The organism is Azonexus sp. IMCC34839 (genome assembly GCF_047047955.1).
In the GTDB taxonomy this organism is placed as follows: Bacteria; Pseudomonadota; Gammaproteobacteria; order Burkholderiales; family Rhodocyclaceae; genus Azonexus.
In genome coordinates, this window is the sequence record NZ_CP150631.1 from 1,350,830 (window position 1) to 1,375,705 (window position 24,876).

The window sequence follows — 24,876 nt, forward strand, 5'->3', positions numbered from 1 at the left end:
ATATTCAGAACAAGTTTAATCCTGCTCGACCGGACTGGCACGCGAAAAGTGCGTGGCTGCGATGCCTGACAGGATGATCAGGCCGATCGCCAGCCAGGCCGAGGCATCAAGCACCTCCCCCCAGAACAGCATGCCGAGCAGACTCGAGAAGATCACCGTGCTGTAGGCCAGCGCCGCCGACATCAGCGTTTTGCCGCGCGAGTAGGCGCGGGTCATGGCCAATTGGGCAAGCGTGGCGAAGCAGGCCACGCCAAGCAGAAGCGCGCCGCTGCGCATCTCGACCGCATGCAATTCGCTGAACAGAAGCCAGCCGCCAGCCCCAATACTTGAGACCAGAGAAAAATAAAACACGGTTCGCGTCTCGGACTCGCCACGCGCTCCGAGTTGCCTGACGCTGAAGTAGGCCATCCCGGCAAGAATGCCTGAGCTCAGCCCGATCAAGCCGCCAAGCAATTGATCGGCGTGAAAACTGGGCTTCAACAGAAAACCCACGCCTACCAGGCCGATGGCCAGCGCAATCAACATGCCAAAGCGCATGCGCGCTCCGGACAGGGCGAGGTAGAGCGCCAAAAAGATGGCCGACGTGTAGTTCAGGGTAACTGCCGTGGCGAGAGGCAGCATGGTAATCGCGAAGAAATAGGAAACCAGCGCCAGAAACCCCACCGTTCCCCGCGTGATTTGCCAACGCCAATGGGGGGTCTTCAGTGACACGCCACGCAAGCGTACCAAGGCATACATCAGGATCAGCGAGATGAAGCTGCGATAGAAAGTGATCTCGACCGCCGAATGCGTCGCGGCAGCCAGCTTGACGCAAACGCCCATGCAAGCGAACAGGAAGCTGGCGGCGATCATCCACAGGGATTGCATGGGCGGTACCGGAAAATGAAAAAGGCGCCGGATTTTACCCCGACGCCCTCACTGCTGCGGTGCACTGCCTAAAAAGGCAAAAAACCGATCAGCGCGCTTCGATTTCCTGCTGCATGATCCGACGGTAGAACTCATGGAAATGCTGCATACCGTCTTCCATCGGGCTCTGGTAAGGGCCGACTTCGTTGCGTCCTTCGGCCAGCAGGGCCTTGCGACCGCGGTCCATGCGCTCGCCGATATCATCGTCCTCGATGGCAGTCTCCATATAGGCAGCACGTTCTGCCTCAATGAACTCGCGCTCGAAATCAACGATTTCCTCGGGGTAGTAGAACTCGACGACATTCATCGTCTTGTTTGGTCCTTGCGGAATCAGCGTGGACACGACCAGCACGTGCGGATACCACTCGACCATGATGTTCGGGTAGTAGGTCAGCCAGATCGCACCCTGCGGCGGTGTCTCGCCTCGATCGCCGTAATATTCGCGGACAACCTTCTGCCAGCGGTTGTAGGAAGCGGAGCTGGAATCCTTCATCAGCGAGGTGATGCCGACCTTCTGCACCGAGTACCAGTCGCCGAACTGCCAGGTCAGATCGTCGCAGGTGACGAAGTTACCCAAGCCCGGGTGGTAAGGCACGACGTGGTAGTCCTCCAGATAGACCTCGATGAAGGTCTTCCAGTTGTAGTTGCACTCGTGCATCTCGACGTGGTCGAGCTTGTAGCCGGTGAAATCGAGGTCGCGCGCCACATTCATGCCGGCGAGGTCGGCATTGGCCGAGCGCGGCCCCTTGAACAGCAAGCCGTTCCAGTTCTCCAGCTGCGCCTTGTTCAGGTTCAGGCAGGGGTTCTGCGGAAAATGCGGCGCGCCGATCAGTTCGCCGGACTGCTCGTAGGTCCAGCGGTGAATGGGGCAGACGATCGGCCCATTCAGTTTGCCCGAACCCTGCAGCATGATCGCCTGACGGTGGCGACAGACGTTGGACATCTGCCAGATGCCGGCATTCGGGCCTGCGCTGCCGCCGTTGAGCAGCATCTGGCCGTGATCCTTCCACTCCAGGGAGCGCCAATCGCCCGCTTCGGGCACCATGAGCTGGTGGCCAACATAACCCGGACCGGCATCGAAGATGAGCTTCTTCTCCAGCTCATAAATCTTGTCATCGAAATACCAGTCCACCGGCAGTTGGGAAACTGCGGGTGCCAACCGGGACAGAGTCGCCATGTCGGACATTCCAAGCCTCCAGCGGGATTAATCGCAAAACTGCAATTTTACCCTGATATTTGACCGTACGCCCCCGTTTGGAGTATTTTCGTGTGTTTTCTCGCACCGGTCTGACATGGATCAAACGCCCATTGCCGACATGAAATTCGAAACGGCACTCGCCGAGCTGGAAAGCATCGTCTCCAGCATGGAAGGCGGCCAGCTCGAGCTCGAAGCCTCGATCGCTGCCTACAAGCGCGGCATGGAACTGATGAAACATTGCCAGGCCCAACTCGCCGATGCCGAGGAGCAGATTCGCGTCCTCGAAAATGGCCAGTTCAAGGAAGTCGACCGCAACACCTTGGAGGCTTCGTGAGCGCCCCCTCGTTCACCGACTGGATGGCGGCCACCCAAGGCCGCGTCGAAACTGCGCTCGCCCGCTATTTGCCGGCCGCCGACAGCATCCCCGCCCGCCTGCACGACGCCATGCGCTATTCCGCGCTGGGTGGCGGCAAGCGCGTGCGCCCACTGCTCGCGTTCGCCGCCGGCGAACTGACCGGCGCACCGGCTGAAAAGCTGGAGGTCGTCGCCGGCGCAGTCGAAATGATCCACGCCTATTCGCTGGTCCATGACGATCTGCCGTGCATGGATGACGACGATCTACGCCGCGGCCGCCCGACCTGCCATGTCGAATACGACGAGGCCACAGCCCTGCTGGTGGGCGACAGCCTGCAGACGCAAGCCTTCGAACTGCTCGCCACGCAAGCGCTGGGCGAGCCCAAGCAGCAACTCGAAATGATCGCCCTGCTCGCTCACGCCAGCGGTTCCCGCGGCATGGCCGGCGGCCAGGCCATCGATCTCGCCTCGGTCGGCAAGCCGCTGACCCAGCCCGAACTGGAATTGATGCACGCGCTGAAAACCGGCGCCCTGATCCGAGCCGCTGTACTGCTCGGCGCGCTGTGCGGCGAACCGCTCAGCACTGAAGCCCGCGACAACCTCGACCGCTTTGCCAAGCGCGCCGGCCTGCTTTTCCAGGTCGTCGACGACATCCTCGACTGCACCGCCAGCACCGCCACCCTGGGCAAGACCGCCGGCAAGGACGAAGCTGCCGATAAACCGACCTACGTCAGCCTACTCGGCCTCGAACGCGCCCGCAGCTACGCCGAAGAACTGCGTAGCGACGCCCTCGCCTCGCTCTCCTGCTTCGGCGAACGCGCCAGTCGCCTGACCCAGCTGGCCGACTTCATTTGCCACCGGCAATTCTGAAATGACCTTCCCTCTGCTTGACCGAATCAATTCCCCCAGCGACCTGCGTCAGCTCGACCGCAAGCAGTTGCCGCAACTCGCCGACGAGTTGCGTGGCTTCCTGATCGAGTCGGTCGCGCAGACCGGCGGCCACCTGTCGTCCAATCTGGGCACGGTGGAATTGACCATCGCGCTGCACTACGTCTTCAACACCCCGGAAGACCGGCTGGTCTGGGACGTCGGCCACCAGTGCTATCCGCACAAGATCCTGACCGGCCGCCGCGAAGGCATGAGCAAGCTGCGCATGCGCCATGGCGTCGCCGGTTTCCCCAAGCGCTGCGAAAGCCCCTATGACACCTTCGGTGTCGGGCATTCCTCCACCTCGATCTCCGCTGCGCTCGGCATGGCACTGGCCGCCAAGCAGAAAGGCGAAGACCGCAAGGCCATCGCCATCATCGGCGACGGTGCGATGTCGGCTGGCATGGCCTTCGAGGCACTGAACAATGCGGGCGTCGCCGATGCCGACATGCTGGTCATCCTGAACGACAACGAGATGTCCATCTCGCCGCCGGTCGGCGCGCTCAACAACATCCTGACCCGCCTGACCTCGAGCAAGACCTACAACGCCGCCCGCACTGCCGGTCGCCACATGCTCGGTTTCGCCCCGCCGCTACTCGAACTGGCGCGCCGCGCCGAGGAGCACGTCAAGGGCATGATCGCCCCCGGCACGCTCTTCGAGGAATTCGGCTTCCATTACTATGGCCCGATCGACGGCCACGACCTCGATGCCCTGATCCCGACGCTGCAGAACCTGCGCGAGATCAAGGGGCCGAAGTTCCTGCACATCATCACCAAGAAGGGCCAGGGTTACAAACTGGCCGAGGCCGACCCCATCCTTTACCACGGCGTCGCCAAGTTTGCGCCCGATGAAGGTATCCAGTCTGGCAAGGGCGGCGGCAAACTGACCTTCACCCAGGTTTTCAGTGACTGGCTGTGCGACCAGGCACGCGCCGACAATCGTCTGGTCGGCATCACGCCAGCCATGCGCGAGGGTTCCGGCCTCGTCCGCTTCGCCGCGGAATTCCCGGATCGTTACTACGATGTGGGTATCGCCGAACAGCACGCCGTGACTTTCGCCGCCGGCCTGGCCTGCGAAGGCCTCAAGCCGGTGGTCGCCATCTACTCGACCTTCCTGCAACGCGCTTACGACCAGTTGGTGCACGACGTAGCCCTGCAGAACCTGCCGGTGATCTTCGCCGTCGACCGCGGCGGCCTGGTCGGCGCCGATGGCCCAACCCACCACGGCACCTTCGATCTCTCCTACGTTACCTGCATCCCCAACATGGTGGTGATGACACCGTCCGACGAGGCCGAATGCCGCCGCATGCTGTCCACTGCCTATGCCCACGATGGCCCGAGCATGGTGCGTTACCCGCGCGGCGCGGGTAACGGCAGCATCCCGTCGACACAACTTGATGTGCTGCCGGTCGGCAAGGGGGAAATCCGTCGCCAAGGTCAGCGGGTTGCCCTGCTCGCCTTCGGTACCCTGCTCGGCGCAGCGCTTTCCGCAGGCGAGCAACTCGACGCCACCGTCGCCAACATGCGCTACGTCAAACCGATCGACGCCGAATTGATCGTCGAACTTGCCGGGAACCATTCCCTGCTGGTCGCTATCGAAGAGAATGCCGTGATCGGCGGCGCCGGCTCCGAAGTGGAGCGCGTGCTGGCCGAACGCGGCATCAAGGTGCCGGTTCTACGCCTTGGCTTGCCCGATCGCTTCATCGATCACGGCGAACAAGGGCAGTTGCTGGCCGAACTTGGCCTGGACGCCGACGGCATCGTCAGCAGCGTGCGGAACCAACTCAACCAACAATAATTTACTGAAGAACAGTCAATGACCACCCCGAATCCCAACATTCCCGACGTCCAGAACTCGGCCGATACCCGCCAGATCGCGATCAACAAGGTCGGCATCAAATCCATCCGCCACCCGATCAAGGTGCAGGACAAATCGACCGGCGTGCAGCACACCATCGCCATGTTCAACATGTACGTCGGTCTGCCGCACAACTTCAAGGGCACGCACATGTCCCGCTTCGTGGAGATCCTGAACAGCCATGAGCGTGAAATCTCAGTCGAGAACTTCCCGAGCATGCTGCGTGATATGGTCGTCAAGCTCGAAGCCGAAACCGGCCATATCGAGATGAACTTCCCCTACTTCATCAACAAGACCGCTCCGGTCTCCGGCGTGCAGAGCTTGATGGATTACGACGTCACCTTCATCGGCGACATCTGCCACGGCGAGATCGTCACCTCAGTCAAGGTCGTCGTTCCGGTGACCAGCCTGTGCCCCTGCTCCAAGAAGATTTCCGAACGTGGCGCCCACAACCAGCGCTCGCACGTCACTGTCACTGCTAGCACCAACGATTTCGTATGGATCGAGGAACTGGTCCAATTGGTCGAATCCGAGGCCTCCTGCGAGTTGTTCGGCCTGTTGAAGCGCCCGGACGAGAAATACGTGACCGAACGCGCCTACGACAACCCGAAATTCGTCGAAGACATGGTGCGCGACGTCGCCGCCCGTCTCAATGCCGAGCCGCGCATCGACGCCTATGTCGTCGAGTCCGAGAACTTCGAGTCCATCCACAATCACTCGGCCTACGCATTGATCGAGAAGGACAAACGCGCCTGAACGGTCCGTTGCTTATTCGACTAATGGCAGCCTTTAAGGCTGCCATTTTCATTTCTAGCAGCCCACTTTTTCCAGCGTTGACCCACGTCAAACCGGATTATATTTAGCGATCCATCCCCCTCCCCTTACCCAAGAATGGTAGTAGCATGAGCGAGTAGCGAGTTGTCGTAGCGCTCTCAGGTTTGACTCAATAGTTTCATGCCAATTACAAGGAGAGACTCATGAAATCGCAGCGTAATTATCTGCTCATTGCCGCCCTGATCGCTGGTCTGTTCGGCGGTTGCGCCCAAACAACGCAGGTTCCCGATTCCCAGGCTCAAGTTCAACAGGCGGTCAAACTGGCCGACTACAACTGGGATAAATTCAACAAGGCACAGATCGAGAAACTGCTCACCACTTACGGTAAGGGCAGTGCCAACTACAACCCGGCCAAGCCGCCCTACGCGGTATTCGACTGGGATAACACCATGGTCTTCCTGGACATCGAGGAAGCCACATTGATTTATCAACTGGTCAACCTCAAGTTCAACATGACGCCGGCCCAGATGGACAAGGCCCTGCGCATGAATGTGCCGAGCGGGAACTTCAAGGCCGACTACAACAATGCAGCCGGGAAAGCACTCAATATCGACTTGGTCGTTCCCGATGCCGTGGAAAGCTACACCTGGATTTACAACAACTACCAAGGGCTGAAGGGAAAGATGCCCCTGGATGAAGTGAAGAAGAATCCGCACTACACCAACTTCATCACCAAGGTACGTTATCTCTACGAAGCTATCGGCGACACCTTCGATGTCTCGATCGCCTACCCCTGGGTACTCTACCTGTTCACCGGTCTGAACGAACAGCAAGTACGCAAGATGACCCAGGAAACTGCGGACTGGCAACTGACACAACCGGTTGAGAAAGTGAAGTGGACCAGCCCGGCATCGATTCCCGGCAAGGCTGGCGTTGTATCCGTTAGCTGGAAGAACGGTTTGCGACTCATGCCCGAAATGCAGGACGTTTTCCGCGCATTCCGTGCTGCAGGTATCGATATCTGGATTTGTACCGCTTCCTTTGTCGACGTCGTCAAGGAGATTTCCTCCAATCCGAAGTATGGTTACTTTAACCCCGACAACCGCGTGATTGGGATGGAGCTCGAGCGCGACGCCAAAGGCGTCATCCAGACCGAATTCCGCAAGGGTTACGACCAGACGCAGGGTAAGGGCAAGACCAAGGCGATCGAGCGTTTCCTGGTTTCGAAGTACGGCTACGGCCCGATCTTCGTCGCTGGCGATAGCGAAGGCGACATGAACATGATGCAGGACTTCGCCGACACCAAGCTGGTGCTCATTGTTAACCGCCTGAAGGGCAAGGACATCGACAAGCTCTCCCGCATTGCTGTAGCCGAGTATGGCAAGCCGGACGCCAAGGTCCTGCTGCAAGGCCGCGACGACAACAAGGGCACGTTCATTCCGTCACAGGCCCATGTCAAGCTTGGCGCCAAGGAAGGACAAGTCCTCAAATAAGTCGCTGTCTCCACACAGCAAAAGGCCGGCAAACGCCGGCCTTTTTCTTTTGAAGAGCAACGACCTCAGAGCAGATGCTCGACAACCTGCTTGTGTGGCCGCGGAATTACCACGCGCTGAACCAGCATTCCCTTGTCGCCTGCCACTTCGCAGCCCGCCTTGACCGCAGCCTCGACATCGGCCACTTCACCGGTCAAGACCACATAGCTCTTACCGCCAATCCCGAAGGCCAGATGCATGCGCACCGGCTCGACCGAAGCGGCCTTCACTGCCGCATCCGCGGCTTCGATGCAGGAGGCTACGGAATAGGTTTCGATCACCCCGGCCGCCCGTACTTCGCCGATACTGTTCCCGCCGGAAATAGCGGGCATGATCGACGGGTGAATGCTGGGAATGATGAAATCATCGACCGCCGTTTCCGCCGCCAGTGCAATGGCGGCTTTGACCGACTGCTGAACCGCGGCCACGTCGCCACCGATCATCACGATGTATTTCCCGGGGCAAATGGCTTTCGACACCAGAATGGAAACGTTGGCCGTCTTGGCCATAACGTCGCTCGCCTCGATGCCCTTGGCAATGCTGTTGGTTTCGATCAATCCTATGGCATGCAACACGACGTTCTCCTCGATTAGCGGCGTAAGGTGACAGCAGCGCTGGTCACCTCGACAACTGTGCCGTCGATACTGGCATGGATGCGCGCCCCAAGACTACCCTCGGGAATCTCTCCGATCAACTGCCCCTGCACTACCTTGTCCCCGACTTTGACCACGGCGACCGACGGAGCACCGATATGTTGCTGCAGTTTGATCACAACCTGCGCCGGCTGATGAACCTCCGGCAGCATGGGCGCCGGCACACTGTACTGGTAGATGGCCAGTTTGTGCAGCAGACGGGTGATGGGCACCAGCCGATACTCTGCCATCGGGTCGGCAGGCCGCAGTTCACCTTCGTACTTCAGCCCCTGCTCCCGCATCTGAGCCTTTAGGGCCATGTTGACCCGCATCGGCGAAATGTCGACCGGACAAGCGTAGGCTTCGCAGACGGCGCATTCGGAACAGGTCAGCGCCGACAGCAGGGTCGATGGATTGCCAACGTGGTTGTAGTTGAGCGAGCGAACGATGAGATGCGGCGGCAGTTCGTGGCCAATCAGATGCCGAGGGCAAAGCTCAGTGCACAAGAGGCATTGCTCGCAGGTTGTTTTGGCAATGCGCAGCACGCTTTGCATGCTCTGGCGATGGCGCCGCACGACGATGTGATCCTCCGGCAAGGCAATGATTGCCGAGGTCGTCTTGGTCACCGGTTCCGCCAGGTCGTGCAACAGATGCCCCATCATCGGTCCGCCACCGACGTAGGCCGCATTCGGGATACTCGGCCCACCGGCCAAGGCCACCAGTTCAGCCATCGGCGTGCCGACCGGCACACTGACGGTGATCGGGGTCTTGACCGCGCCTGTGACCGTCACCGGGCGCAGGATCACCGGCGCACCGTCATCGACCGCACGCGCCACATTGATCAGTGTCATGACGTTATTGACCGCCACCCCGACATCCCCGGGGCGCTTGGCCGGCGGCACCCGGCGCCCGGTCGCCATCCAGATGGTGATCACTTCATCGCCGGCCGGATAAACATCCTTCAGGTAGTGCAGGCGAACATTGCTCGGAAGAATGGGTTCCAAGGCAGCGATGGCCGGCTTGTACTTGGCCTTGAGGGCAATGATGCCTTCCTTGGCCCCGGTGGCTTCCATGCCGTAGCGCAAGCCGCGCACCAATTCCTCGGCATGCTGCGCCATCAGTTGTTGATCCACGCGCAGCAGTGGTTCGCACTCGGCGCCATTGACGATGAAAATCTCCGCCTTGCCTTCCAGCTTTGCGTGCGTTGGGAAGCCGGCTCCACCGCCACCGACGACACCGGCAGCTTTGACCTTGGCACTGATATCGTTCATCGTCTCAATCCTTTTCGCGCACTTGCCAACGTCAGATCAGGCGCTGGGCGACAAGATAACGGCTACCCGACTTATCCAGCCGCCCGTCCACGAGCCATTGCTCCAACAATTCGCGCGCCACGGCCGGTGCCAGATGGAAACGACGCGCCACTTCCTGACAAGTCCGCCCCCGAGTCGCCGCCGCAATGTAGGCGAACAAGCTTTCCGGAGCAGGGGGTTCCATTGCCAGCGTCGCCTGGTTTTTTGGCATTTCTGCCGTGTGCACCGCAGCAGTCACTTCCGAGCCATCGAAAACTTCCGGTAGCAACGGATCAGTGTTCGGTTGCACCTCGACCTGAACCTCGTTCACCACTGGCAGTTGAATCTCGACATCCGGATGAGCTGATTCCGCTGGAACGATCGGTTCAGGCACCTTATTTTCAGCCTGGACTTTCGGCACGCTCGTCTTAAGACTCTGCAAAGCCGACTTCGCAGCACGTGGCGGAGCTCTTTCAGGTAATGCTCCCGCCTCAGGCTCGTGACGTAACTGGTCGAGCACCAAGCCTTCGGTATCCCGATCTGGCCGGCCCAGCACCAGGGTACTGAGTACCTGCCCCAGGCGTGCGGCGGCAGCCTTGCCGGCATCGACCGCTGCCTTGCAGGAGGCCAGGTCACCCTCGACGACCAGCGTCACCCAACCGGGAGAAATGGTGTGCTGCTTGAGCAAACGCACCTGCGCCGCCTTGACCATGGCATCGGCCGCCTCGACGGCGGCAACCAAGCCCACGACCTCGACGAAACCGATGGCGTCTACACGCATGATGTCACCCGCAGCGGATCGGACAGGCCGCCACATCCAGCACCGCAGCGGTAAATGCATCGCACGCCGCCTTGCAGGCGGCCTGGCTTCCGGTCATGAACGCACCGGAGTAGTTCGTTTCCGAGGGCGGCGGCACATAAGTCACCATATCCACCTGGGCCGCCTTGAGTGCTGCATCGATCCCGAAAGTGGCCTCCAAGGGCGGTGCAATCAGGTAGGCCATCGGCGACCCAGCCTTGATGCCGGCAACGCCGGACAAGTAGCTGCCAGTACGGGAAATCAGGTGGGACAGAAAAGCGATGGAGCCATCCTCGTTGGCACAACGAAATGCCGGCCCATCCTCGATGGTGGCAATCGCCGCCTCCAGCCCGGCACGAACTTCGCCCGGCGTCGGCCCACCGAACATGATGAGAACTTCACCCGCTGTCGGCGACGAGCTATGCGCGGCACCGGCATACAGCGAGCGACCGTACACCACTTCCACCTGCGCCTGCTTGGTCGCCTCATCGGCAGCGATATAGGTCACGTCATCGGAGTCGGCGGTGAGCAAACCCAAACTGTTGAAGTGATCCGGCAGCTTGAGTTGTTTCTTGAAGTCGGCATTGAGCGAAGCGATCAGACGTACCGCCCGTACGCTCGGCTTGATGAGATCCATGACAGCCATGACGCTTCCTTTCGCTTAACGGTTGAGCGCGATGCCGCTGACTTTTTTGTCGAGCATCTTCTTGGTCATGTCGACAATGACGGCAGCGGCCTCCACCGGCGGTGTTCCGGCACGGTGGATGTTCGAAATACAGTTCCGATCGGACTCCACGGTCTTGGCCAGACTCGGGCTATAAACCATGTAGCAGGAAAGGCTCTCGGATTGCCCAAGCCCGGGACGTTCGCCGATCAGCAGAATCACGACCTTGGCGCCCAGCAGTTCGCCAATCTGGTCCTCCACCTTGACTCGGCCGTGCCGTACAAAGAACGGCGTGCCCACATCAAGGCCGGCGCTTTCCAGGCCTTTCATCAAGGGTGGCAGAATTTCGTCGAAATTGGCGGTAATGGCGTCGGTGGAAAGACCATCGGAAACCACCACCTGCACCTGCGGGTTTTTCTTGCATTTGGCCAGGATCGTGTCGACGGCCTCCTTGCACAAACGCCGACCGAGATCGGGACGGGTCAGATACTGATCCTTGTCGGTGATCTCGGAATGCACCTCGAGGAACCCAGTCTTCGCCACCCATTCGGAAGGAATTTCCTTCAGCACCGTATCCTTGGAGCGCGAGTGGTCCGCCAGGAAGCGCAACAAGGTCACGGTACGCGGTCTTGGCCCGGCCCGGCCAACGGCGATGCGCGCCGCCGTACTCCGGCGCAGATCCTCCAGCACCTCCTTGCGGTGTGGGTTGCGCACCCCAATCCAGGTTTTGAATTCGTCGCTGCCCAAGTCGGGCAGGCTCTCGCCGCTCACGACCTGTGCTTTGGCTGCCGGCTGGGCAGCATGCGTCGCCGTAGTGGCAGGTGCATTGCCTCCCTCGGCCAGCTTCCCCATCACTGCGCGAACGATGTCGTCAATTTGTCTTTGGTCCATGGTCGTCCCCTCAGAAGAACATCGACGCGTCGCCAGCCTTGGCGGTGAGTCGTCCGTTTTCCATGATGCCCATACGTTCGAGCCAACGCTCGAATTCCGGCGCGGGTCTCAGATTGAGCAACTGGCGGATAGTGGCCGTGTCATGGAAGGCAGTGGTCTGGTAATTGAGCATGATGTCGTCGCCCATGGGCAAACCCATCACGTAGTTGCAGCCCGCTGTCGCGAGCAGGATCATCAGGTTCTCGTTGGAATTCTGGTTGGCCTCGGCATGGTTGGTGTAGCAGCAGTCGCAGCCCATCGAGATGCCTGAGAGCTTGCCCATGAAGTGATCCTCCAGGCCGGCGCGGATGATCTGGCGATCGTTGTACAGGTATTCCGGACCAATGAAACCGACCACCGTATTGACCAGCAAGGGGTTGTAGCGGCGGGCCAGCCCATAGTTGCGAGCCTCCATGGTCAGCTGGTCGGCCCCGTAGTGGGCGTTGGCCGAAAGCGCCGACCCCTGCCCGGTTTCAAAGTACATGACGCTCGAACCGGCCGATCGGTTGTAGGTGGTCGCCACCTGATGCGCCTCGTCGAGCATCTCGACCGTCACGCCGAATTCCGCCAGCCCCTTTTCGCTACCGCAGATGCTCTGGAAGATCAGCCCGGCCGGCGCTCCCTTGCGAATCGCCTCCATCTGCGTGGTCACGTGGGCCAGCACGCAGCCTTGCGTCGGGATGTGGAACTTGTCCACGATCTCGTAAATCTGGTGCAGCAAGCGGGTCACATTCTCGACATTGTCGGTGACTGGATTGATGCCAATCACCGCATCGCCGGCGCCGAAAGACAAACCCTCGTAGATTTGCGCGACGACGCTCTTCACGTCATCGCGGGTATCGTTGGGCTGCAAGCGGCAACTGAAGGTGCCGGGCAGACCGACCGTGGTATTGCCCTTCTTGATCACCGGCATGCGCTTGGCACCGTAGATCAGGTCAGCGTTTGAGCAGATTTTGGCGACGCCGGCGACGACCTCGGAAGTTAGCCCCTTGCGCAGGAACTCGATGTCCTCGAGACGCGTACCGTCACAGAAAAGATATTCCCGGAGCTCACTGATGGTCCAGTTTTTGAGCTTGTCGTAGGCACCTTCATTGATGCCATCCTGAATGACCCGGGTAACGATATCCTCTTCATAGGGGATGACGGGATTGTTGCGCAGATCGCCGACTGTCAACTCGCTCAACACATGCTTGGCGGCAACGCGCTCCTGCGCCGTTTCCGCCGCGATTCCGGCGAGCACATCGCCGGAGCGGGGCTCGTTGGCCTTGGCCAGGACATCCTTGACGTCCCTGAACTGATAAGTCTGACCGAACAGGCGTGTGGATAGCTTCATGTTCTTCTTCCTCAAGAAGGAAATGCCAGTGACTTGACGGTGAGCGGTACGATCTCGCCCCCGAAATAACTGTTGCCGATATCAACGTAATCGCCTTCCCGCGTCTCGACTTCGTCAATGACTGCCAACGAACGTTCTGACAGACTGGGCTGCAACTCCATGCCAAGCGCCTTGCCAAAATCCTGGCGGGCGACGACGATCAACGGCAACTGCGAATTGGGATGCTGCTTGGAAAAAATACGCAGGGCCTCGGCGCTGGTGAGCACGCTGCGATATGCCACGGGCAGTTCCGCCGGCAAGGCCAAGGCACACAGCTCATGCGAGGGGTCCAAATCCTGACGATGCGCAGCGACAGTCCAGGCGTTGGCCAAGACGCCCGCATCACTGCCATCTGCCTCGCCCAGCGCCGGAACGATCACCGGGACATTGCGCAGGGGCAGTTGTGCGTAATTGAGCCAGATGGTGCTCCCTGACAGGGACAGCGTATGGGCACCGGCACCGATAACGGTCGCCCGCAAAGTCTGCTTGGGCTCCTGTAGCGGCATGGAGGCAAAGCCGGGGTGGGCCAAAAGGGCCTTGGCCAGCAAGGGACCGATATCGCCATAGGCGAAAGCGTCGGCAACCGGATGGTACAGGCAATCCCCGACACCGCCGGATATGAACAAGGCGTCAAGATGATGTCCACGATGTAGGCAGTCGGTCATTAGCAATTGGTGAGCGAGTGCCGAAGGAGCGCCTTCAATGACCTCGACGATCAATGCCGCCATGCGCGCGGCCAAGGTATCCAACTCCTGCAATGAAAGCTTGTCCCGCCCGCTCAAACCCAGTTCGGCCAATACCTTGGCTGCTGGTTCGCGAATGAAGCGCACCCCGCCCCCTGTATCGGTCTCGAGCAGGTGACCGCCAACGTTGAGGCATGCCGTATCGACCACCCGACCACAGTCAAAGACCACATAATTGGAAGTGCCACCACCGATGTCGATGTTCATCACCCGAGCCGAATGCATGGTGGAATATTCGGCCGCCCCCGATCCCCGGCCAGCGATCACCGACTCGAGATGTGGTCCAGCCGTTGCCACGACAAAATCGCCAAGCGACTCGGCCAACTGCATGATCGTGTCGCGCGCATTACGCGCCTTGGATGTCTCGCCGGTGATGATGATGGCACCGCTCTCCACCCGCTGCCGATCCAGCCCGGCTGCGCGATATTCGCCATCGATGAAACGGGACAGAGCCACCTGGTCGATATGACCGGAATGATCGACCGGCGTGAATATCACAGGGCTTTCGTAGGTAATGTCGCGACGTGAGAACTCGTATCGAGGCACTTGCGAGGGCGCAGCGCGGTTCACCAGCTCCAGGCAGGAAAAGATCACCTGAGTGGTGGTGGTACCGATGTCGATGCCCACGCTGCGAATCTCCCTGACGCTCATGCCGAAGGGTCCATCAACGCTCGCCGTCCGCCACAGCCTTCGGGGCGATGAGCATCGCCACGGCAACCGCAGTGACGCCGCCCACCAGCTTGCCGACAATAACGGCGAAGATCATTCCCGGCATGTTGGCCGCGGTGAAACCGAGGTGATCACCAAAGGTGAATGCCGCACTGACGGCAAAGGCGACGTTCAACACCTTGCCGCGATCGTCCATCTTGTTGAGCATTCCGAACATTGGGATGTTATTGGCCAAGGTGGCCACCATGCCGGCAGCAGCGTTGTTGTTCACCTTCAAAAGCGCCCCCACTCCCATCAGCGGTTTCTCGAACCACCGCGAGAGCAGGAATACCATGGGGTAAGCACCAAGCAGGACGCAGGCGATATAGCCGATGACCTCGACAGCCCGCATCACCTCACCCGGCTTGTCGCCAGCCACCATGAAGATGGGATCCATGCCCGGAATCAGCGTGAAACTCAAAGTCGTCTGCAGCACGGCGGCGGCGAGCCCGACAGTGATAAGACTAACCAGAATCTTGGCAAATATCTGGAAGCCATTGATCATTTTCTCGGGAATCAGCCAGAGGCCAACGGCCACCAGAACAGAGAAGAAGAGCACCGGAATCAGGTTCTGAAAGATGAGGCTCCAAGTAAAGACTACCGGCTCCCCGCCAATGCTGATACCGGAATACATGGCCACCATACCGCCAGCGACACAGCCCAAGGGAATGGTCACGATGCCGGCCAGCACGCCCATGGCCAGGAAGCGGCGATCCTTCTCGTCGATGATACCGATCGCCACCGGAATGGAGAAAACGATGGTGGGCCCCATCATGGCGCCCAGAATCAAACCGGCATAGAGCCAGGAAGGGTTGTCGACCACACCATTGACCGTGGCCAATTCCTTGGCCAGGAAGAAACCACCCATGTCGTTGGCCAGCAAGGTGGTGGCAAACATGGCGGGACTGGCACCGACTGCCTGATAGGCTGGAATCACCACCGGCCCCAGCACCTTGGCCAACACCGGCGCGATGGCGATGACGCCGACCATGGCCAAGCCCAGCGCCCCCATGGCCATGAAACCTTCCTCGAACTGACTACCCGCTCCGGCAAATGCGCGTCCCAGCCCCCCAAGGCCCACTTTGGCGAGCACGACCTCGGCACCACCGAACTGGTTGAGAATACGGTCAATGGCTGCAATGACCATGAAGCTCATCATGATGATCATGATGACTTTGTTGATCATTTCCATATTCGACTCCCTTCTTGTTGTTCTATCGGTTGCCTACCGGCATCGGCCGGTAAGCGGCAATGGAAAGCGGTGTCAGGAACAAGGGCTGGCTGGGCTGCAATACCTGCAAACTGGGAAACTCGTGGGCGAAAAGCTCGCGCACGCCAGGTAGGGCGCAGGAACCTCCGGAGAGATAGAGGCTTTGCACTGAGTGACCTTGCAGATGTTCGCGCACGATATCGGCCATCTTCTCGAAGACGGCCTGCACGGTCGGCCAGATTTCCCGGCCGCGCTGTAGTTTCAGCTGCTCGGCTTCTTCCAGAGGGATGTTTCGACTGCCGGCCAGGGTTAGGGAAACATGATGCCCCCCCGTGGGCTCATCGCCTGAATACACCACCCTGCCCTCATTGACGACAGCAATACCGGTCGTACCACCACCGATATCGACCACCGCCCCGGCATCGATAGCCAGCAAGCTGGCGACGGCGGACGGCTCGTCGATCACCTGATCGACCTCCAGCCCGGCGGCTTCAATGACGTTTACCGAAATGCGCGGATCGGTTCCTGGCGGAAACGAAGTATTGGCCTTGCCGAAACGCACCCCCAACTGCTGCTCGAGGGCTGCCACCTGACGACGGACGATGCTTACGGCACCGAAGTAATCCCAGACGATGCCATCCCGCACCACATCGGCCCACTCCAGTTGAACGCCGATTGGCCGATCTTCGGCATCGACGACCATGGACACCACGTCGCTGGTTCCGAGGTCGATACCCAGGCGTAATTCCCCACTGGCTTGCGTTGCGGTACCGGCCAGCAGTTCTGCAGCCCGGTCGAGACGAGGATTCAGCCAGAGGTCCATATCTCGCCCCATGCTCAAACGATCCGGAAGTGATCCACCAGAACGCAGCGCCGCAGGCGCACGAAGGTCGCGGCCGAGGTCACCCCTTCGCCGGTCGGTGTGGAGATGGTCATCGTCGTCCATCCCTCCCCGCCAAAGCCGAGGCCTGCCAGGCACGGACCATTCTTGACGAAGATGCTGGTATTGATGGCATTTGCCATGTAGTCCAGATGGTCGAGATCCTTGGAATGCATCGCGGCGGTGTGGCGGCAACCGCCTTCCAGACGGACCGCCAGATCAATCCCTTCGCGCGCCGTACCGACACGGATCAGCGGCAAAACCGGCATCATTTGTTCGAGAACGGCCAAAGGATGATCTGCGGCAGCTTCGAAGAACAGCAAACGGGTATCGTCCGGCACTTGTATCCCGGCAGCTTTGGCGATCTTGGCAGCATCTCGCCCCACCCATTGGCGGTTGATCGCCAGCTTGCCCTCCTTGTCGCAGGCCAGCACCACATCTTCAAGGCGTTTCACCTGGTCGGAGTTCAACTCGACCGCATTGTGCTTCTTCATCTCAGCCTTGAGCGCACCGGCAATGCTGTCGACGGCAATCAGTTCCTTCTCGTCGACACAGATGATGTTGTTGTCGAAGGATGCACCCCAAACGATATCGCGTGCAGCCTGGGCGATATTGGCCGTCTCGTCCACGACGACTGGCGGATTGCCGGCACCGGCTGCGATCAATCTCTTGTCGGTATGCTTCCGTGCCTCATGGACGACGGCTTCGCCGCCGGTGACCGTCAGCAGGTTGATACCCGGATACTTGAACAGGCGCTGGGCGGTTTCGATATTGGGATCGGTTACCGTCGTAACCACATTATCCGGACCTCCGGCAGCAACCACCGCTTCGTTGATCAGGGATACTGTCTTCTGAGAAACCCGCTTGGCCGCGGGATGTGGCGCAAAAACCACCGAGTTGCCAGCAGCGATCATGCTGATGGCGTTATTTATCACCGTACACGCCGTATTGGTCGATGGCGTCACCGAAGCGATGACTCCCCAAGCGGCGTTCTCCGTCAAGGTCAAACCGCGGTCGCCAGTAAGCACGGCCGGCCGCAGGCATTCGATCCCAGGTGTCTGCCTGGCTTGAGCGATATTCTTGAGAATCTTGTCTTCGACTCGCCCCATTCCGGTTTCGGCGACAGCCATTTCCGCCAACTCCCTGGCGTTGGCTTCTCCAACCCGACGGATGGCTTCAACCACCTTGGCGCGTGTCGCCAAGCAGTGCAAGCCCTGCTGTGCCTTGGTCGCCGCTGCCACCGCATCGTCTAGGCTGTCGAAAACACCGGGTGCGGATTTGCCAGCAACCATCCCGGTGCCACTAGCCGGCGACTTGTCCATCGCCTGTAATACGGCCAGAACGATACGTTCCACTTCCTTGGCATCAAGATCCATACAGATCTCCCCTTTGCCGAACCGGCCTGGCCATGCATTTGCATGACCTGAGTTACAGCCCGGCGAAAAGCGTCACTTCGTCACTTGTGGTAAACCACCTGCTGCCCGACCACCACCTCATCGACAATGCCGACAACACTCATGTCTACCGGCACATTGTCACCCACGGTCTTCCGGGCAGAACTTCCCTGCACCACGAGAACCCATTCACCAGTCCCTGCCCCGATACTGTCGGCAGCAACGTGTAGGCTTCCCTGCGGTTTGCCGGAAGTGTCGATGAAGTCAATCAGAAGCAGGCGATCCCCTTCGAAACCGGGGCACTTCACGGTCGATACTACTTGACCGACGACCACTGCTAGTTCCATCGCGAACCTCGTCTAGAAAAGAGGCACTCGGACAATTTCGCCCAACGACCAACCCCTGTCTCGGCCGCCGCCGCGACAACCCGCCGAGGGTACTTCCCCCTACAGGTCAACGCAGCGCAGCCTACGACAGATTTCAGCAGCGACGAGTTTGTCCGGGAGCTTTACACTCCCTTGAGTTGGTCAGTCTTCCAGGGTGCCGGTCATCTTGATCGGGAAAATTTCTTCCAGATCGGCGTGCGGCCGCGGAATGACATGCACAGACACGAGTTCGCCAATACGCTGGGCAGCGGCCGCACCGGCATCCGTTGCAGCCTTACAGGCCGCCACATCACCACGTACGAGAGCAGTCACCAACCCACCGCCAATCTGCTTGTAGCCGACCAGCTTCACTCGGGCTGCTTTGACCATGGCATCAGATGCTTCAATCAGAGCCACGAGACCTTTCGTTTCGATCATGCCAAGAGCTTCCATTTTGCATCGTCTCCGTAAATTGGTCTTACGACCTTAAAAAGTAGGAACTGCACACTTCGCAGCATACTGCTTGTCAACAGCATAAGGGTTAACGCCGATCAAACCAGATGCTGATTTCTTCAAATCGATTCGCGCCGAAACGCCCTTTGTTGCGGCCATTTTGTTGGCCACCAGCGTGACATCGATCATGTCCTCGACACTGCAACCGCGCGATAGATCATGCATCGGCAAGCGCAGGCCCTGAATCATGGGCCCGACGGCGGTATAGCCCCCCATGCGCTCGGCAATCTTGTAACCAATGTTTCCAGCTTCCAGCGATGGGAAAACAAATACGTTGGCCGCTCCAGCCAAGGGGCTGTCGGGAACCTTCTTGACCGCCACCGAAGGCACATAAGCCGCATCGAACTGCAATTCGCCATCGATCATCAGATCAGGGCAACGTTGGCGCACCAGAGCGACGGCCCAACGCACTTTTTCCACGGCAGGATGCTTGGCACTTCCGCGGCTGGAAAACGACAGTAGACCGACGGCCGGCACGTCGCCGGTCACTTTGCGATAGCTCTCCGCCGTCGATATGGCGATATCGGCCAATTGCTCCGGGGTCGGATCGGGAACCACGCCGCAGTCGGCAAATCCCAAGGCTCTGCCCCCACCTGGCGCGATCATGAAAAAAATGCTGGAAACCGTCTTGTTTCCCTCGGCCAGGCCAATCGCATTGATTGCTGCCCGCAGCACATTGGAGGTCGATGAGAGGTTACCGGCCACGCAATAGTCGGCATCTCCGGCGGCAACCATCATGGCGCCGTACCAGAGCGGATCGTCGAGATGGGCTAGCACCTCTTCGCGTTTCATGCCGCGTTCCGCCACCCTCGGCAACAGCAAGTCCGCATAGTGCTCACGTAATTGAGAGCGCTGCGGATCGATCACCGGCACTTGCTTCAAGCTCAGTCGCTTATCCCGGCATAGGCCGCGTATGGCAAAAGGATTGCCCAACAGCACAGGCTGCGCCAACCCCTCGCCAACCAGCCGAGCGGCAGCAGCAATCGCCCGCTCATCGAGGCTGTCCGGGAAGACAACCCTCCCCGGATGCTCCCGGCAATAATCCGCGCAGGTCTTGATCAGGTCCATGAGGCCAACTTCTTCACGTCGGTCGGCTGCCCCAACGACGACACGTAGCCGACCAACATCAGCACATAAACTGCGCTGCTCAGTCGATTCAGTGCCTGCATCAAATCGGGGCGAAGCACATTGAAATCGCGATCAATATAGACCTCTGCGGCAGCCAGTTCCGCTTCGCGGATATGCGCCCGCAGCATGTTCAGGCGAGCAATCGTCGAACCCTGTGCTGCCTCCGGCAGGATATGGTCATGGCCGAAATAGCGCATCGGGTCGTGCGACAGGCGGTGGATCGCCTCTTCATCGAGTTCACCCATACTTACCGGTCCGAGCAGCTCATCGGTGACTTCAGCACGCAGAACGTTACCCAGGGCCGAACGGACATCCGACAGCCACACCGCCATGACCGATTCCTTCTCGCGCGGACTCAGTTCCGCCTGCGCCCAAACGGCATAGGCAATCGCCGTATCCAGCTTGCCGCGTAGCTTGATGCGCGGATCGTTCTTCGGCACCAGTGTATGGACATTCAAATGGGTCAGCGAATCTGGCTTATGCTTGACCTCCTGACCGCAAACCTGACAGTTGGCATGCCGCCACTGCTCGGAACTGGTCAACGGGTGAACCTGAATCCGCTCCGGTTCGCCCGCACTCTGGATGTTTGCTTTGCCCTCCTCGCTCTCGAGGAACATCCTGCCCGCTTCATCGACGTATTTGACGCGAACATGCTTTTCGGCGAGCAAGGCGCGGGCTGCCGGTGTCAATTTGCCGTCCGCCGGCAGATGCACTTCCGTGCCATCGGTCAGGCTGAAGTGTTCGCGCAGCCAGGATTCGGTGATGAATGCAGGCATGATGGCCGCCCTCTCACCCCTGCCAATCGGCGGGATAAGTGACATAAAGGAAGCGAACGCAAGTGGGCGTACCGAACTCGATGACCGAGCCTTTCGGGATGAAAATCACATCTCCCGGCTGCCCAATCACGGTCTGCCCTTCGCTACGGATATGCAGTTCGCCCTCGAGGACGATGTCGATTTCGTCGTAGGTCAGGGTCCAGGGGAAAAAGCAGTTGCTCCAGGACATGTAACCGGCCGCCATTGGACTGCCATCCTTCGCCGTCACCACATCGGTCAAACCGACCTGGCTCAGTGCCCCGGCGCCTTCGAATAGACCAAAGGAAACGGAGCTGGCGCTGACGTGCTTGATGCCGCGAGCGATACGCTGACTGACATAAGCCCCTTCCCCGCCGGCGGCCGCCGCTGTAGTGAGTTGGCTTTCCTCCATGGCCTTGCGGATCAACTGGTCGACTACCGCATCGGAAACACAGCCTGGCGGCAACTTGGCCAGGATTGCCGCACGAATGGCCTCGACTTCGGCCGAGGCCCCCTGAACGGAAGATGGCTTGCTCGCTTTGTCGCCAGATGCACCACCACTCTTTGCTGGGCTGGCCGGCAACGCGGCCAGGCTCTCGACAATGGCAACACCCAATTGTTCGGCAACCGTACGCGCTTCGGCTGTCACGATGGCCATCGGCAACTTGGCTTCGATCCGCTTGCGCCCGGCCGCGTGCTCCTGGCGGACAAACTCGGCGGAAACCAGGGTTTTCTTCATGGCAGAACCTCCTCGCCGTGGACGAAACCGGTAGCCCAGCTTCCGGTCGGCCCGGTCAATATCTGCTTCAAGGGAAGGACGCTTTCCGGCTCACAGGATGAAACGCGAAAGATCGGGCCGCTAATGCCGTTCTCGCGCATCAGCGCTTCAACGCGATCCGCATCTGCCAGCGGCAGATCGATTTTTGTGATCACTCCGATCAGGCGCTTTTGCCCATAGACATCGAGCAGTCCCGGCGGCATGCGACAGGCAAAATCGTCGGCGCCCTGGACATAAACGAGGGTGCCGACATCGGACGCCGTGGTGATCAAGGCATGGTAGAGACGCGGATGGCTGAAGAACTCGCCCGGCGTATCGACGCCGATATCGGCCTCATATTCGACCGCCTGCGTCTTGCGGCTACCTTCCTGGCGCCCGAACAATAGGTTGAACAAGGTTGTCTTGCCGGCACCGATCGGTCCGGCCAGCATGAAAGCCTGAGTACGATCGACCGTCAGGTGCGCGTTATTTGGCATACCGAATACCCCAACAACCGCTCCAGGACGCCGATCACCTGACCGAGCGCCTCATCCACCGCACCAACGGAACCGTAAATAACCAAGGCACCGGAAAAACGGTCGAGAAAGCCGATCTCGACGGAAGCTGCCTTGGTGGCGATGTCACCGGCGATCATTGCCGTTTCGCCAGGGGTCAACGTCATGATGCCGATAGCTTCGGCACCGGGAACCCCGATTTTCTTGCTCAGATCGTCGGTCGGATGCGCAATCAGATGGGCGAGCGTGACCTGCTTTCCAGGCACGAACTCCTGGATGATCCGCTCCTTCTGCCTTTCGCTCCAATCTGGCAATTTGCTTTCCTTTCGGAAATGTGACGGCTGGCTAGCGGTTTCAATCTAACCGGAAGCCGGCGCTGTCATTTTGCGCAAGATCAAATCACGTGGAATCCTTCGACACAGCAGGAAAACGCAGCATTCATCAGATTGACGGGCTTGGCGCCTGCAAGCTGAAACGCATACGCTTCCGACAGCAGCACTATCACGCAAAATGCAGCGCCGGGCAATGGTGTTTTCCATATTTCGGCGAATGCTGCGGTGCACTGCCCGTTTTTGGCAAAAACCAAATAAAAAAACGGGGTGCCTGAGCACCCCGTTTTCACTTGAAGCTTCGGATAACCGATTAGGCCTTCTTGAAGTCCAGCTTTTCCTTGATACGGGCGGACTTGCCAGAACGCTCGCGCAGGTAGTACAGCTTGGCACGACGCACGTCACCACGGCGCTTCAACTCGATGGAAGCGACCAGCGGGGAGTAGGTCTGGAAGGTACGCTCGACGCCTTCGCCGGAAGAGATCTTACGGACGATGAAGGAAGAGTTCAGGCCACGGTTACGCTTGGCGATGACGACGCCTTCGTAAGCCTGCAGACGCTCGCGGTTGCCTTCCTTAACCTTCACCTGAACGACGACGGTGTCGCCCGGGGCGAATTCGGGAATGGTCTTGCCGAGGCGGGCGATTTCTTCCTGCTCGAGTTGTTGAATCAGGTTCATGTGAGTTCCTTTAAATTGTCATTTCTCACCGCATTGCTCCTCTCGGGATATCTCCCCGAGGAGTTGCGTTTCTTCCGTGCTCAACGCACGGTGCGCCAACAAATCCGGGCGGCGCTTCCGGGTCCGCGCCAACGACTGCTTTAATCGCCAGCGACGAATTCGCTTGTGGTCGCCGGACATCAACACCTCCGGCACACCTTGTCCTTCATACACCTCGGGCCTCGTGTAGTGCGGGCAATCGAGCAAGCCCGTCACGAACGAATCTTCCACCGCCGAAGCGGCATCGCCCAGCACCCCCGGCAACTGGCGTACGACGGCATCGATCAACACCATCGCCGGCAACTCGCCGCCGGAAAGTACAAAATCCCCGATCGAAATTTCTTCATCGACACAGCGCTCGATCAGACGCTCGTCGATTCCTTCGTAGCGACCGCAGAGCAGGACCAAACCTTCCTCTCCGCTCGCCAGCCGCATGACCCGCTCATGGGTCAGCGGTGCGCCTTGCGGCGACAGGTAGATCACCCGGCTCTTGGCCAAGCCCGCTTCACGCTGCCCAGCCTTCGCCGCCGCAATCGCCTTCTCCAGCGGCCCCGGCTGCATCACCATGCCCGGCCCACCGCCAAAGGGACGATCATCGACCCGACGCCAGGCATTCTCGGCGAAATCACGCGGGTTCCAGCCTTGCCAGACCCAGCGCTGTTCCTCCAATGCCCGACGCGTGATACCGCTCTGCGTCACCGCGGCGAACATCTCCGGGAAGAGGGTTATGCAATCGAAGCGGATCACCGCTCACGCTCCTGGCGACTCACCAGTCGCTGCCCCACTCCACGCGGATACGCCCCGCATCCTTCTCGACCTTCAGCACGACCGCGTCGACAAAAGGCAACAGACGCTCGGTGCCATCCTCGGCGACAACGCGCAACACGTCGTTCGCTCCGGTTTCGATCAGCCCGGCAACCTTGCCCAGCTTCTCATCCGCCGTATTGACGACTTCCAGACCCAGCAAATCGGCCCAGTAAAATTCGTCCTCGTCGGTCGCCGGCAACACTTCGCGCGGCGCACCGACCAACATGCCTTTCAGCGATTCGGCGGCATTCCGGTCGGGCACGCCATCCAGCGCAACCACCAGACCCTCGCCATGAACTTTCAAGCCTTTCAGCTTGACCTCACGCCAAGGGCCGCCTTCACTCCCGATCCACCAGACAGGCATCTTGCCCCACTCCAGCGGATCGTCCCCGAAGGGATACAACCTTAACCAGCCGCGAATTCCGTAAGGGTCGGCAAGCCGCCCCAATACGACGATATCGTTGCCAGACAAGGCGAAACGACTTAGGCCGCCAGCTTGGCAGCGTGTTGCTTGACCAGACGAGCAACGGTCGGCGACAGTTGAGCGCCGTTTTGCTGCCAGTAGGTCAGGCGGTCCGTAGCGATACGCAGGGCTTCGGCATTGCCGGAGGCAACCGGGTTGTAGAAGCCGATACGCTCAACGAAACGGCCATCGCGGCGGTTACGGGAGTCGGTCACAACGAGGTTGTAGAACGGACGCTTCTTGGCGCCACCACGGGCAAGACGGATAACAACCATGAGAATACTTTCGTTAGCTGGAAAAAAGACCCGAGATTATAT

Annotated in this window: 29 protein-coding genes; 5 read left to right on the forward strand and 24 right to left on the reverse strand. The window is 59.7% G+C overall.

What is annotated here, in order from left to right; translation table 11 throughout:
• Positions 1-15 precede the first annotated feature (15 nt).
• Together WIF35_RS06715 and WIF35_RS06720 are read right to left on the reverse strand one after the other, a co-directional pair.
• Positions 16-867 carry a DMT family transporter gene (locus tag WIF35_RS06715; RefSeq protein WP_412480791.1) on the reverse strand — a complete coding sequence of 284 codons (852 nt, stop codon included), beginning with the start codon at positions 865-867 and terminating at the stop codon, positions 16-18.
• Between the two features lie 88 nt (positions 868-955).
• Entirely contained in the window at positions 956-2,092 is a 1,137-nt protein-coding gene (locus WIF35_RS06720) for an aromatic ring-hydroxylating oxygenase subunit alpha (RefSeq protein ID WP_412480792.1), read from the reverse strand.
• 106 nt (positions 2,093-2,198) lie between these two features.
• On the opposite strand from WIF35_RS06720, the gene WIF35_RS06725 reads away from it, so the two are divergent.
• The 5 genes from WIF35_RS06725 to WIF35_RS06745 all read left to right on the forward strand — a co-directional run bounded on the left by WIF35_RS06725 (position 2,199) and on the right by WIF35_RS06745 (position 7,510).
• Positions 2,199-2,438, forward strand: coding sequence for an exodeoxyribonuclease VII small subunit (locus WIF35_RS06725; RefSeq protein ID WP_412480793.1), 240 nt, complete (start codon positions 2,199-2,201; stop codon positions 2,436-2,438).
• A 23-nt stretch (positions 2,439-2,461) separates the two neighbouring features.
• On the forward strand, positions 2,462-3,328 hold the full coding sequence (locus WIF35_RS06730; protein WP_412481220.1) for a polyprenyl synthetase family protein: 867 nt from the start codon (positions 2,462-2,464) through the stop codon (positions 3,326-3,328).
• A 1-nt stretch (position 3,329) separates the two neighbouring features.
• Entirely contained in the window at positions 3,330-5,183 is a 1,854-nt protein-coding gene (gene dxs / locus WIF35_RS06735) for a 1-deoxy-D-xylulose-5-phosphate synthase (protein WP_412480794.1), read from the forward strand.
• A gap of 18 nt (positions 5,184-5,201) precedes the next feature.
• Positions 5,202-5,999 (forward strand): GTP cyclohydrolase FolE2, encoded by a 798-nt coding sequence (gene folE2, locus WIF35_RS06740; protein ID WP_412480795.1) that lies wholly within the window; start codon positions 5,202-5,204, stop codon positions 5,997-5,999.
• A 221-nt stretch (positions 6,000-6,220) separates the two neighbouring features.
• A complete protein-coding gene (locus tag WIF35_RS06745) occupies positions 6,221-7,510 on the forward strand; it encodes a haloacid dehalogenase-like hydrolase (protein ID WP_412480796.1) in 1,290 nt (429 codons plus the stop codon).
• Positions 7,511-7,575: 65 nt separating this feature from the next.
• Here WIF35_RS06745 and WIF35_RS06750 read toward each other — a convergent pair whose 3' ends face one another.
• The 22 genes from WIF35_RS06750 to rpsP all read right to left on the reverse strand — a co-directional run bounded on the left by WIF35_RS06750 (position 7,576) and on the right by rpsP (position 24,834).
• Positions 7,576-8,124, reverse strand: a complete 549-nt coding sequence (locus WIF35_RS06750) for a BMC domain-containing protein (RefSeq protein WP_412480797.1) — start codon at positions 8,122-8,124, stop codon at positions 7,576-7,578.
• A gap of 14 nt (positions 8,125-8,138) precedes the next feature.
• On the reverse strand, positions 8,139-9,452 hold the full coding sequence (locus tag WIF35_RS06755) for a 4Fe-4S dicluster domain-containing protein (protein WP_412480798.1): 1,314 nt from the start codon (positions 9,450-9,452) through the stop codon (positions 8,139-8,141).
• A 31-nt stretch (positions 9,453-9,483) separates the two neighbouring features.
• The gene (locus tag WIF35_RS06760) at positions 9,484-10,251 is read right to left on the reverse strand and encodes a BMC domain-containing protein (protein WP_412480799.1); all 768 of its coding nucleotides are present in this window, start codon (positions 10,249-10,251) and stop codon (positions 9,484-9,486) included.
• A gap of 4 nt (positions 10,252-10,255) precedes the next feature.
• Positions 10,256-10,915, reverse strand: coding sequence for an ethanolamine utilization microcompartment protein EutL (gene eutL / locus WIF35_RS06765; protein ID WP_412480800.1), 660 nt, complete (start codon positions 10,913-10,915; stop codon positions 10,256-10,258).
• 15 nt (positions 10,916-10,930) lie between these two features.
• Positions 10,931-11,824 carry an ethanolamine ammonia-lyase subunit EutC gene (gene eutC / locus WIF35_RS06770; protein WP_412480801.1) on the reverse strand — a complete coding sequence of 298 codons (894 nt, stop codon included), beginning with the start codon at positions 11,822-11,824 and terminating at the stop codon, positions 10,931-10,933.
• Between the two features lie 10 nt (positions 11,825-11,834).
• A complete protein-coding gene (locus WIF35_RS06775) occupies positions 11,835-13,196 on the reverse strand; it encodes an ethanolamine ammonia-lyase subunit EutB (RefSeq protein WP_412480802.1) in 1,362 nt (453 codons plus the stop codon).
• Positions 13,197-13,207: 11 nt separating this feature from the next.
• On the reverse strand, positions 13,208-14,605 hold the full coding sequence (locus WIF35_RS06780; protein WP_412480803.1) for an ethanolamine ammonia-lyase reactivating factor EutA: 1,398 nt from the start codon (positions 14,603-14,605) through the stop codon (positions 13,208-13,210).
• Positions 14,606-14,642: 37 nt separating this feature from the next.
• Positions 14,643-15,878, reverse strand: coding sequence for an ethanolamine utilization protein EutH (gene eutH / locus WIF35_RS06785; protein WP_412480804.1), 1,236 nt, complete (start codon positions 15,876-15,878; stop codon positions 14,643-14,645).
• A gap of 22 nt (positions 15,879-15,900) precedes the next feature.
• A complete protein-coding gene (eutJ, locus tag WIF35_RS06790) occupies positions 15,901-16,719 on the reverse strand; it encodes an ethanolamine utilization protein EutJ (RefSeq protein ID WP_412480805.1) in 819 nt (272 codons plus the stop codon).
• 14 nt (positions 16,720-16,733) lie between these two features.
• Positions 16,734-18,152: an aldehyde dehydrogenase family protein gene (locus WIF35_RS06795; RefSeq protein WP_412480806.1), complete on the reverse strand. Its 1,419-nt coding sequence runs from the start codon at positions 18,150-18,152 to the stop codon at positions 16,734-16,736.
• An 80-nt stretch (positions 18,153-18,232) separates the two neighbouring features.
• Positions 18,233-18,517 carry a EutN/CcmL family microcompartment protein gene (locus tag WIF35_RS06800; protein WP_412480807.1) on the reverse strand — a complete coding sequence of 95 codons (285 nt, stop codon included), beginning with the start codon at positions 18,515-18,517 and terminating at the stop codon, positions 18,233-18,235.
• Between the two features lie 180 nt (positions 18,518-18,697).
• The gene (gene eutM / locus WIF35_RS06805) at positions 18,698-18,988 is read right to left on the reverse strand and encodes an ethanolamine utilization microcompartment protein EutM (protein ID WP_412480808.1); all 291 of its coding nucleotides are present in this window, start codon (positions 18,986-18,988) and stop codon (positions 18,698-18,700) included.
• A 33-nt stretch (positions 18,989-19,021) separates the two neighbouring features.
• Positions 19,022-20,116 (reverse strand): phosphate acetyltransferase, encoded by a 1,095-nt coding sequence (pta, locus tag WIF35_RS06810; RefSeq protein ID WP_412480809.1) that lies wholly within the window; start codon positions 20,114-20,116, stop codon positions 19,022-19,024.
• Positions 20,107-20,952, reverse strand: a complete 846-nt coding sequence (gene eutT / locus WIF35_RS06815; RefSeq protein ID WP_412480810.1) for an ethanolamine utilization cob(I)yrinic acid a,c-diamide adenosyltransferase EutT — start codon at positions 20,950-20,952, stop codon at positions 20,107-20,109. The genes pta and eutT overlap by 10 nt, the downstream gene beginning before the upstream one ends.
• 13 nt (positions 20,953-20,965) lie before the next feature.
• Complete coding sequence (gene eutQ / locus WIF35_RS06820) at positions 20,966-21,709, reverse strand: ethanolamine utilization acetate kinase EutQ (RefSeq protein WP_412480811.1); 744 nt, start codon at positions 21,707-21,709, stop codon at positions 20,966-20,968.
• Positions 21,706-22,224 carry a EutP/PduV family microcompartment system protein gene (locus WIF35_RS06825; protein ID WP_412480812.1) on the reverse strand — a complete coding sequence of 173 codons (519 nt, stop codon included), beginning with the start codon at positions 22,222-22,224 and terminating at the stop codon, positions 21,706-21,708. The genes eutQ and WIF35_RS06825 overlap by 4 nt, the downstream gene beginning before the upstream one ends.
• Positions 22,203-22,556 carry an ethanolamine utilization microcompartment protein EutS gene (gene eutS / locus WIF35_RS06830; RefSeq protein ID WP_412480813.1) on the reverse strand — a complete coding sequence of 118 codons (354 nt, stop codon included), beginning with the start codon at positions 22,554-22,556 and terminating at the stop codon, positions 22,203-22,205. Before eutS ends, WIF35_RS06825 begins: the two co-directional genes overlap by 22 nt.
• An 80-nt stretch (positions 22,557-22,636) precedes the next feature.
• Positions 22,637-22,864: a hypothetical protein gene (locus WIF35_RS06835; protein ID WP_412480814.1), complete on the reverse strand. Its 228-nt coding sequence runs from the start codon at positions 22,862-22,864 to the stop codon at positions 22,637-22,639.
• A gap of 20 nt (positions 22,865-22,884) precedes the next feature.
• The gene (gene rplS, locus WIF35_RS06840) at positions 22,885-23,250 is read right to left on the reverse strand and encodes a 50S ribosomal protein L19 (protein WP_412480815.1); all 366 of its coding nucleotides are present in this window, start codon (positions 23,248-23,250) and stop codon (positions 22,885-22,887) included.
• Between the two features lie 18 nt (positions 23,251-23,268).
• Entirely contained in the window at positions 23,269-24,036 is a 768-nt protein-coding gene (gene trmD / locus WIF35_RS06845) for a tRNA (guanosine(37)-N1)-methyltransferase TrmD (RefSeq protein WP_412480816.1), read from the reverse strand.
• 19 nt (positions 24,037-24,055) lie between these two features.
• On the reverse strand, positions 24,056-24,568 hold the full coding sequence (gene rimM / locus WIF35_RS06850; protein ID WP_412480817.1) for a ribosome maturation factor RimM: 513 nt from the start codon (positions 24,566-24,568) through the stop codon (positions 24,056-24,058).
• An 11-nt stretch (positions 24,569-24,579) separates the two neighbouring features.
• Entirely contained in the window at positions 24,580-24,834 is a 255-nt protein-coding gene (gene rpsP, locus WIF35_RS06855; protein WP_412480818.1) for a 30S ribosomal protein S16, read from the reverse strand.
• Between the last annotated feature and the right edge of the window lie 42 nt (positions 24,835-24,876).

Coding starts and splice junctions, on each gene's coding strand:
- WIF35_RS06715 (WP_412480791.1), bottom strand. CDS start 867: ATGCAATCCCTGTGGATGATCGCCGCCAGCTTCCTGTTCGCTTGCATG.
- dxs (WP_412480794.1), top strand. CDS start 3,330: ATGACCTTCCCTCTGCTTGACCGAATCAATTCCCCCAGCGACCTGCGT.
- WIF35_RS06725 (WP_412480793.1), top strand. CDS start 2,199: ATGGATCAAACGCCCATTGCCGACATGAAATTCGAAACGGCACTCGCC.
- WIF35_RS06730 (WP_412481220.1), top strand. CDS start 2,462: ATGGCGGCCACCCAAGGCCGCGTCGAAACTGCGCTCGCCCGCTATTTG.
- WIF35_RS06760 (WP_412480799.1), bottom strand. CDS start 10,251: ATGCGTGTAGACGCCATCGGTTTCGTCGAGGTCGTGGGCTTGGTTGCC.
- eutJ (WP_412480805.1), bottom strand. CDS start 16,719: ATGGACCTCTGGCTGAATCCTCGTCTCGACCGGGCTGCAGAACTGCTG.
- eutH (WP_412480804.1), bottom strand. CDS start 15,878: ATGGAAATGATCAACAAAGTCATCATGATCATCATGATGAGCTTCATG.
- eutL (WP_412480800.1), bottom strand. CDS start 10,915: ATGGCTGTCATGGATCTCATCAAGCCGAGCGTACGGGCGGTACGTCTG.
- WIF35_RS06825 (WP_412480812.1), bottom strand. CDS start 22,224: ATGCCAAATAACGCGCACCTGACGGTCGATCGTACTCAGGCTTTCATG.
- eutM (WP_412480808.1), bottom strand. CDS start 18,988: ATGGAAGCTCTTGGCATGATCGAAACGAAAGGTCTCGTGGCTCTGATT.
- WIF35_RS06775 (WP_412480802.1), bottom strand. CDS start 13,196: ATGAAGCTATCCACACGCCTGTTCGGTCAGACTTATCAGTTCAGGGAC.
- WIF35_RS06745 (WP_412480796.1), top strand. CDS start 6,221: ATGAAATCGCAGCGTAATTATCTGCTCATTGCCGCCCTGATCGCTGGT.
- pta (WP_412480809.1), bottom strand. CDS start 20,116: ATGGACCTGATCAAGACCTGCGCGGATTATTGCCGGGAGCATCCGGGG.
- WIF35_RS06720 (WP_412480792.1), bottom strand. CDS start 2,092: ATGTCCGACATGGCGACTCTGTCCCGGTTGGCACCCGCAGTTTCCCAA.
- WIF35_RS06800 (WP_412480807.1), bottom strand. CDS start 18,517: ATGGAACTAGCAGTGGTCGTCGGTCAAGTAGTATCGACCGTGAAGTGC.
- rpsP (WP_412480818.1), bottom strand. CDS start 24,834: ATGGTTGTTATCCGTCTTGCCCGTGGTGGCGCCAAGAAGCGTCCGTTC.
- eutQ (WP_412480811.1), bottom strand. CDS start 21,709: ATGAAGAAAACCCTGGTTTCCGCCGAGTTTGTCCGCCAGGAGCACGCG.
- rplS (WP_412480815.1), bottom strand. CDS start 23,250: ATGAACCTGATTCAACAACTCGAGCAGGAAGAAATCGCCCGCCTCGGC.
- eutT (WP_412480810.1), bottom strand. CDS start 20,952: ATGCCTGCATTCATCACCGAATCCTGGCTGCGCGAACACTTCAGCCTG.
- folE2 (WP_412480795.1), top strand. CDS start 5,202: ATGACCACCCCGAATCCCAACATTCCCGACGTCCAGAACTCGGCCGAT.
- WIF35_RS06755 (WP_412480798.1), bottom strand. CDS start 9,452: ATGAACGATATCAGTGCCAAGGTCAAAGCTGCCGGTGTCGTCGGTGGC.
- eutC (WP_412480801.1), bottom strand. CDS start 11,824: ATGGACCAAAGACAAATTGACGACATCGTTCGCGCAGTGATGGGGAAG.
- WIF35_RS06795 (WP_412480806.1), bottom strand. CDS start 18,152: ATGGATCTTGATGCCAAGGAAGTGGAACGTATCGTTCTGGCCGTATTA.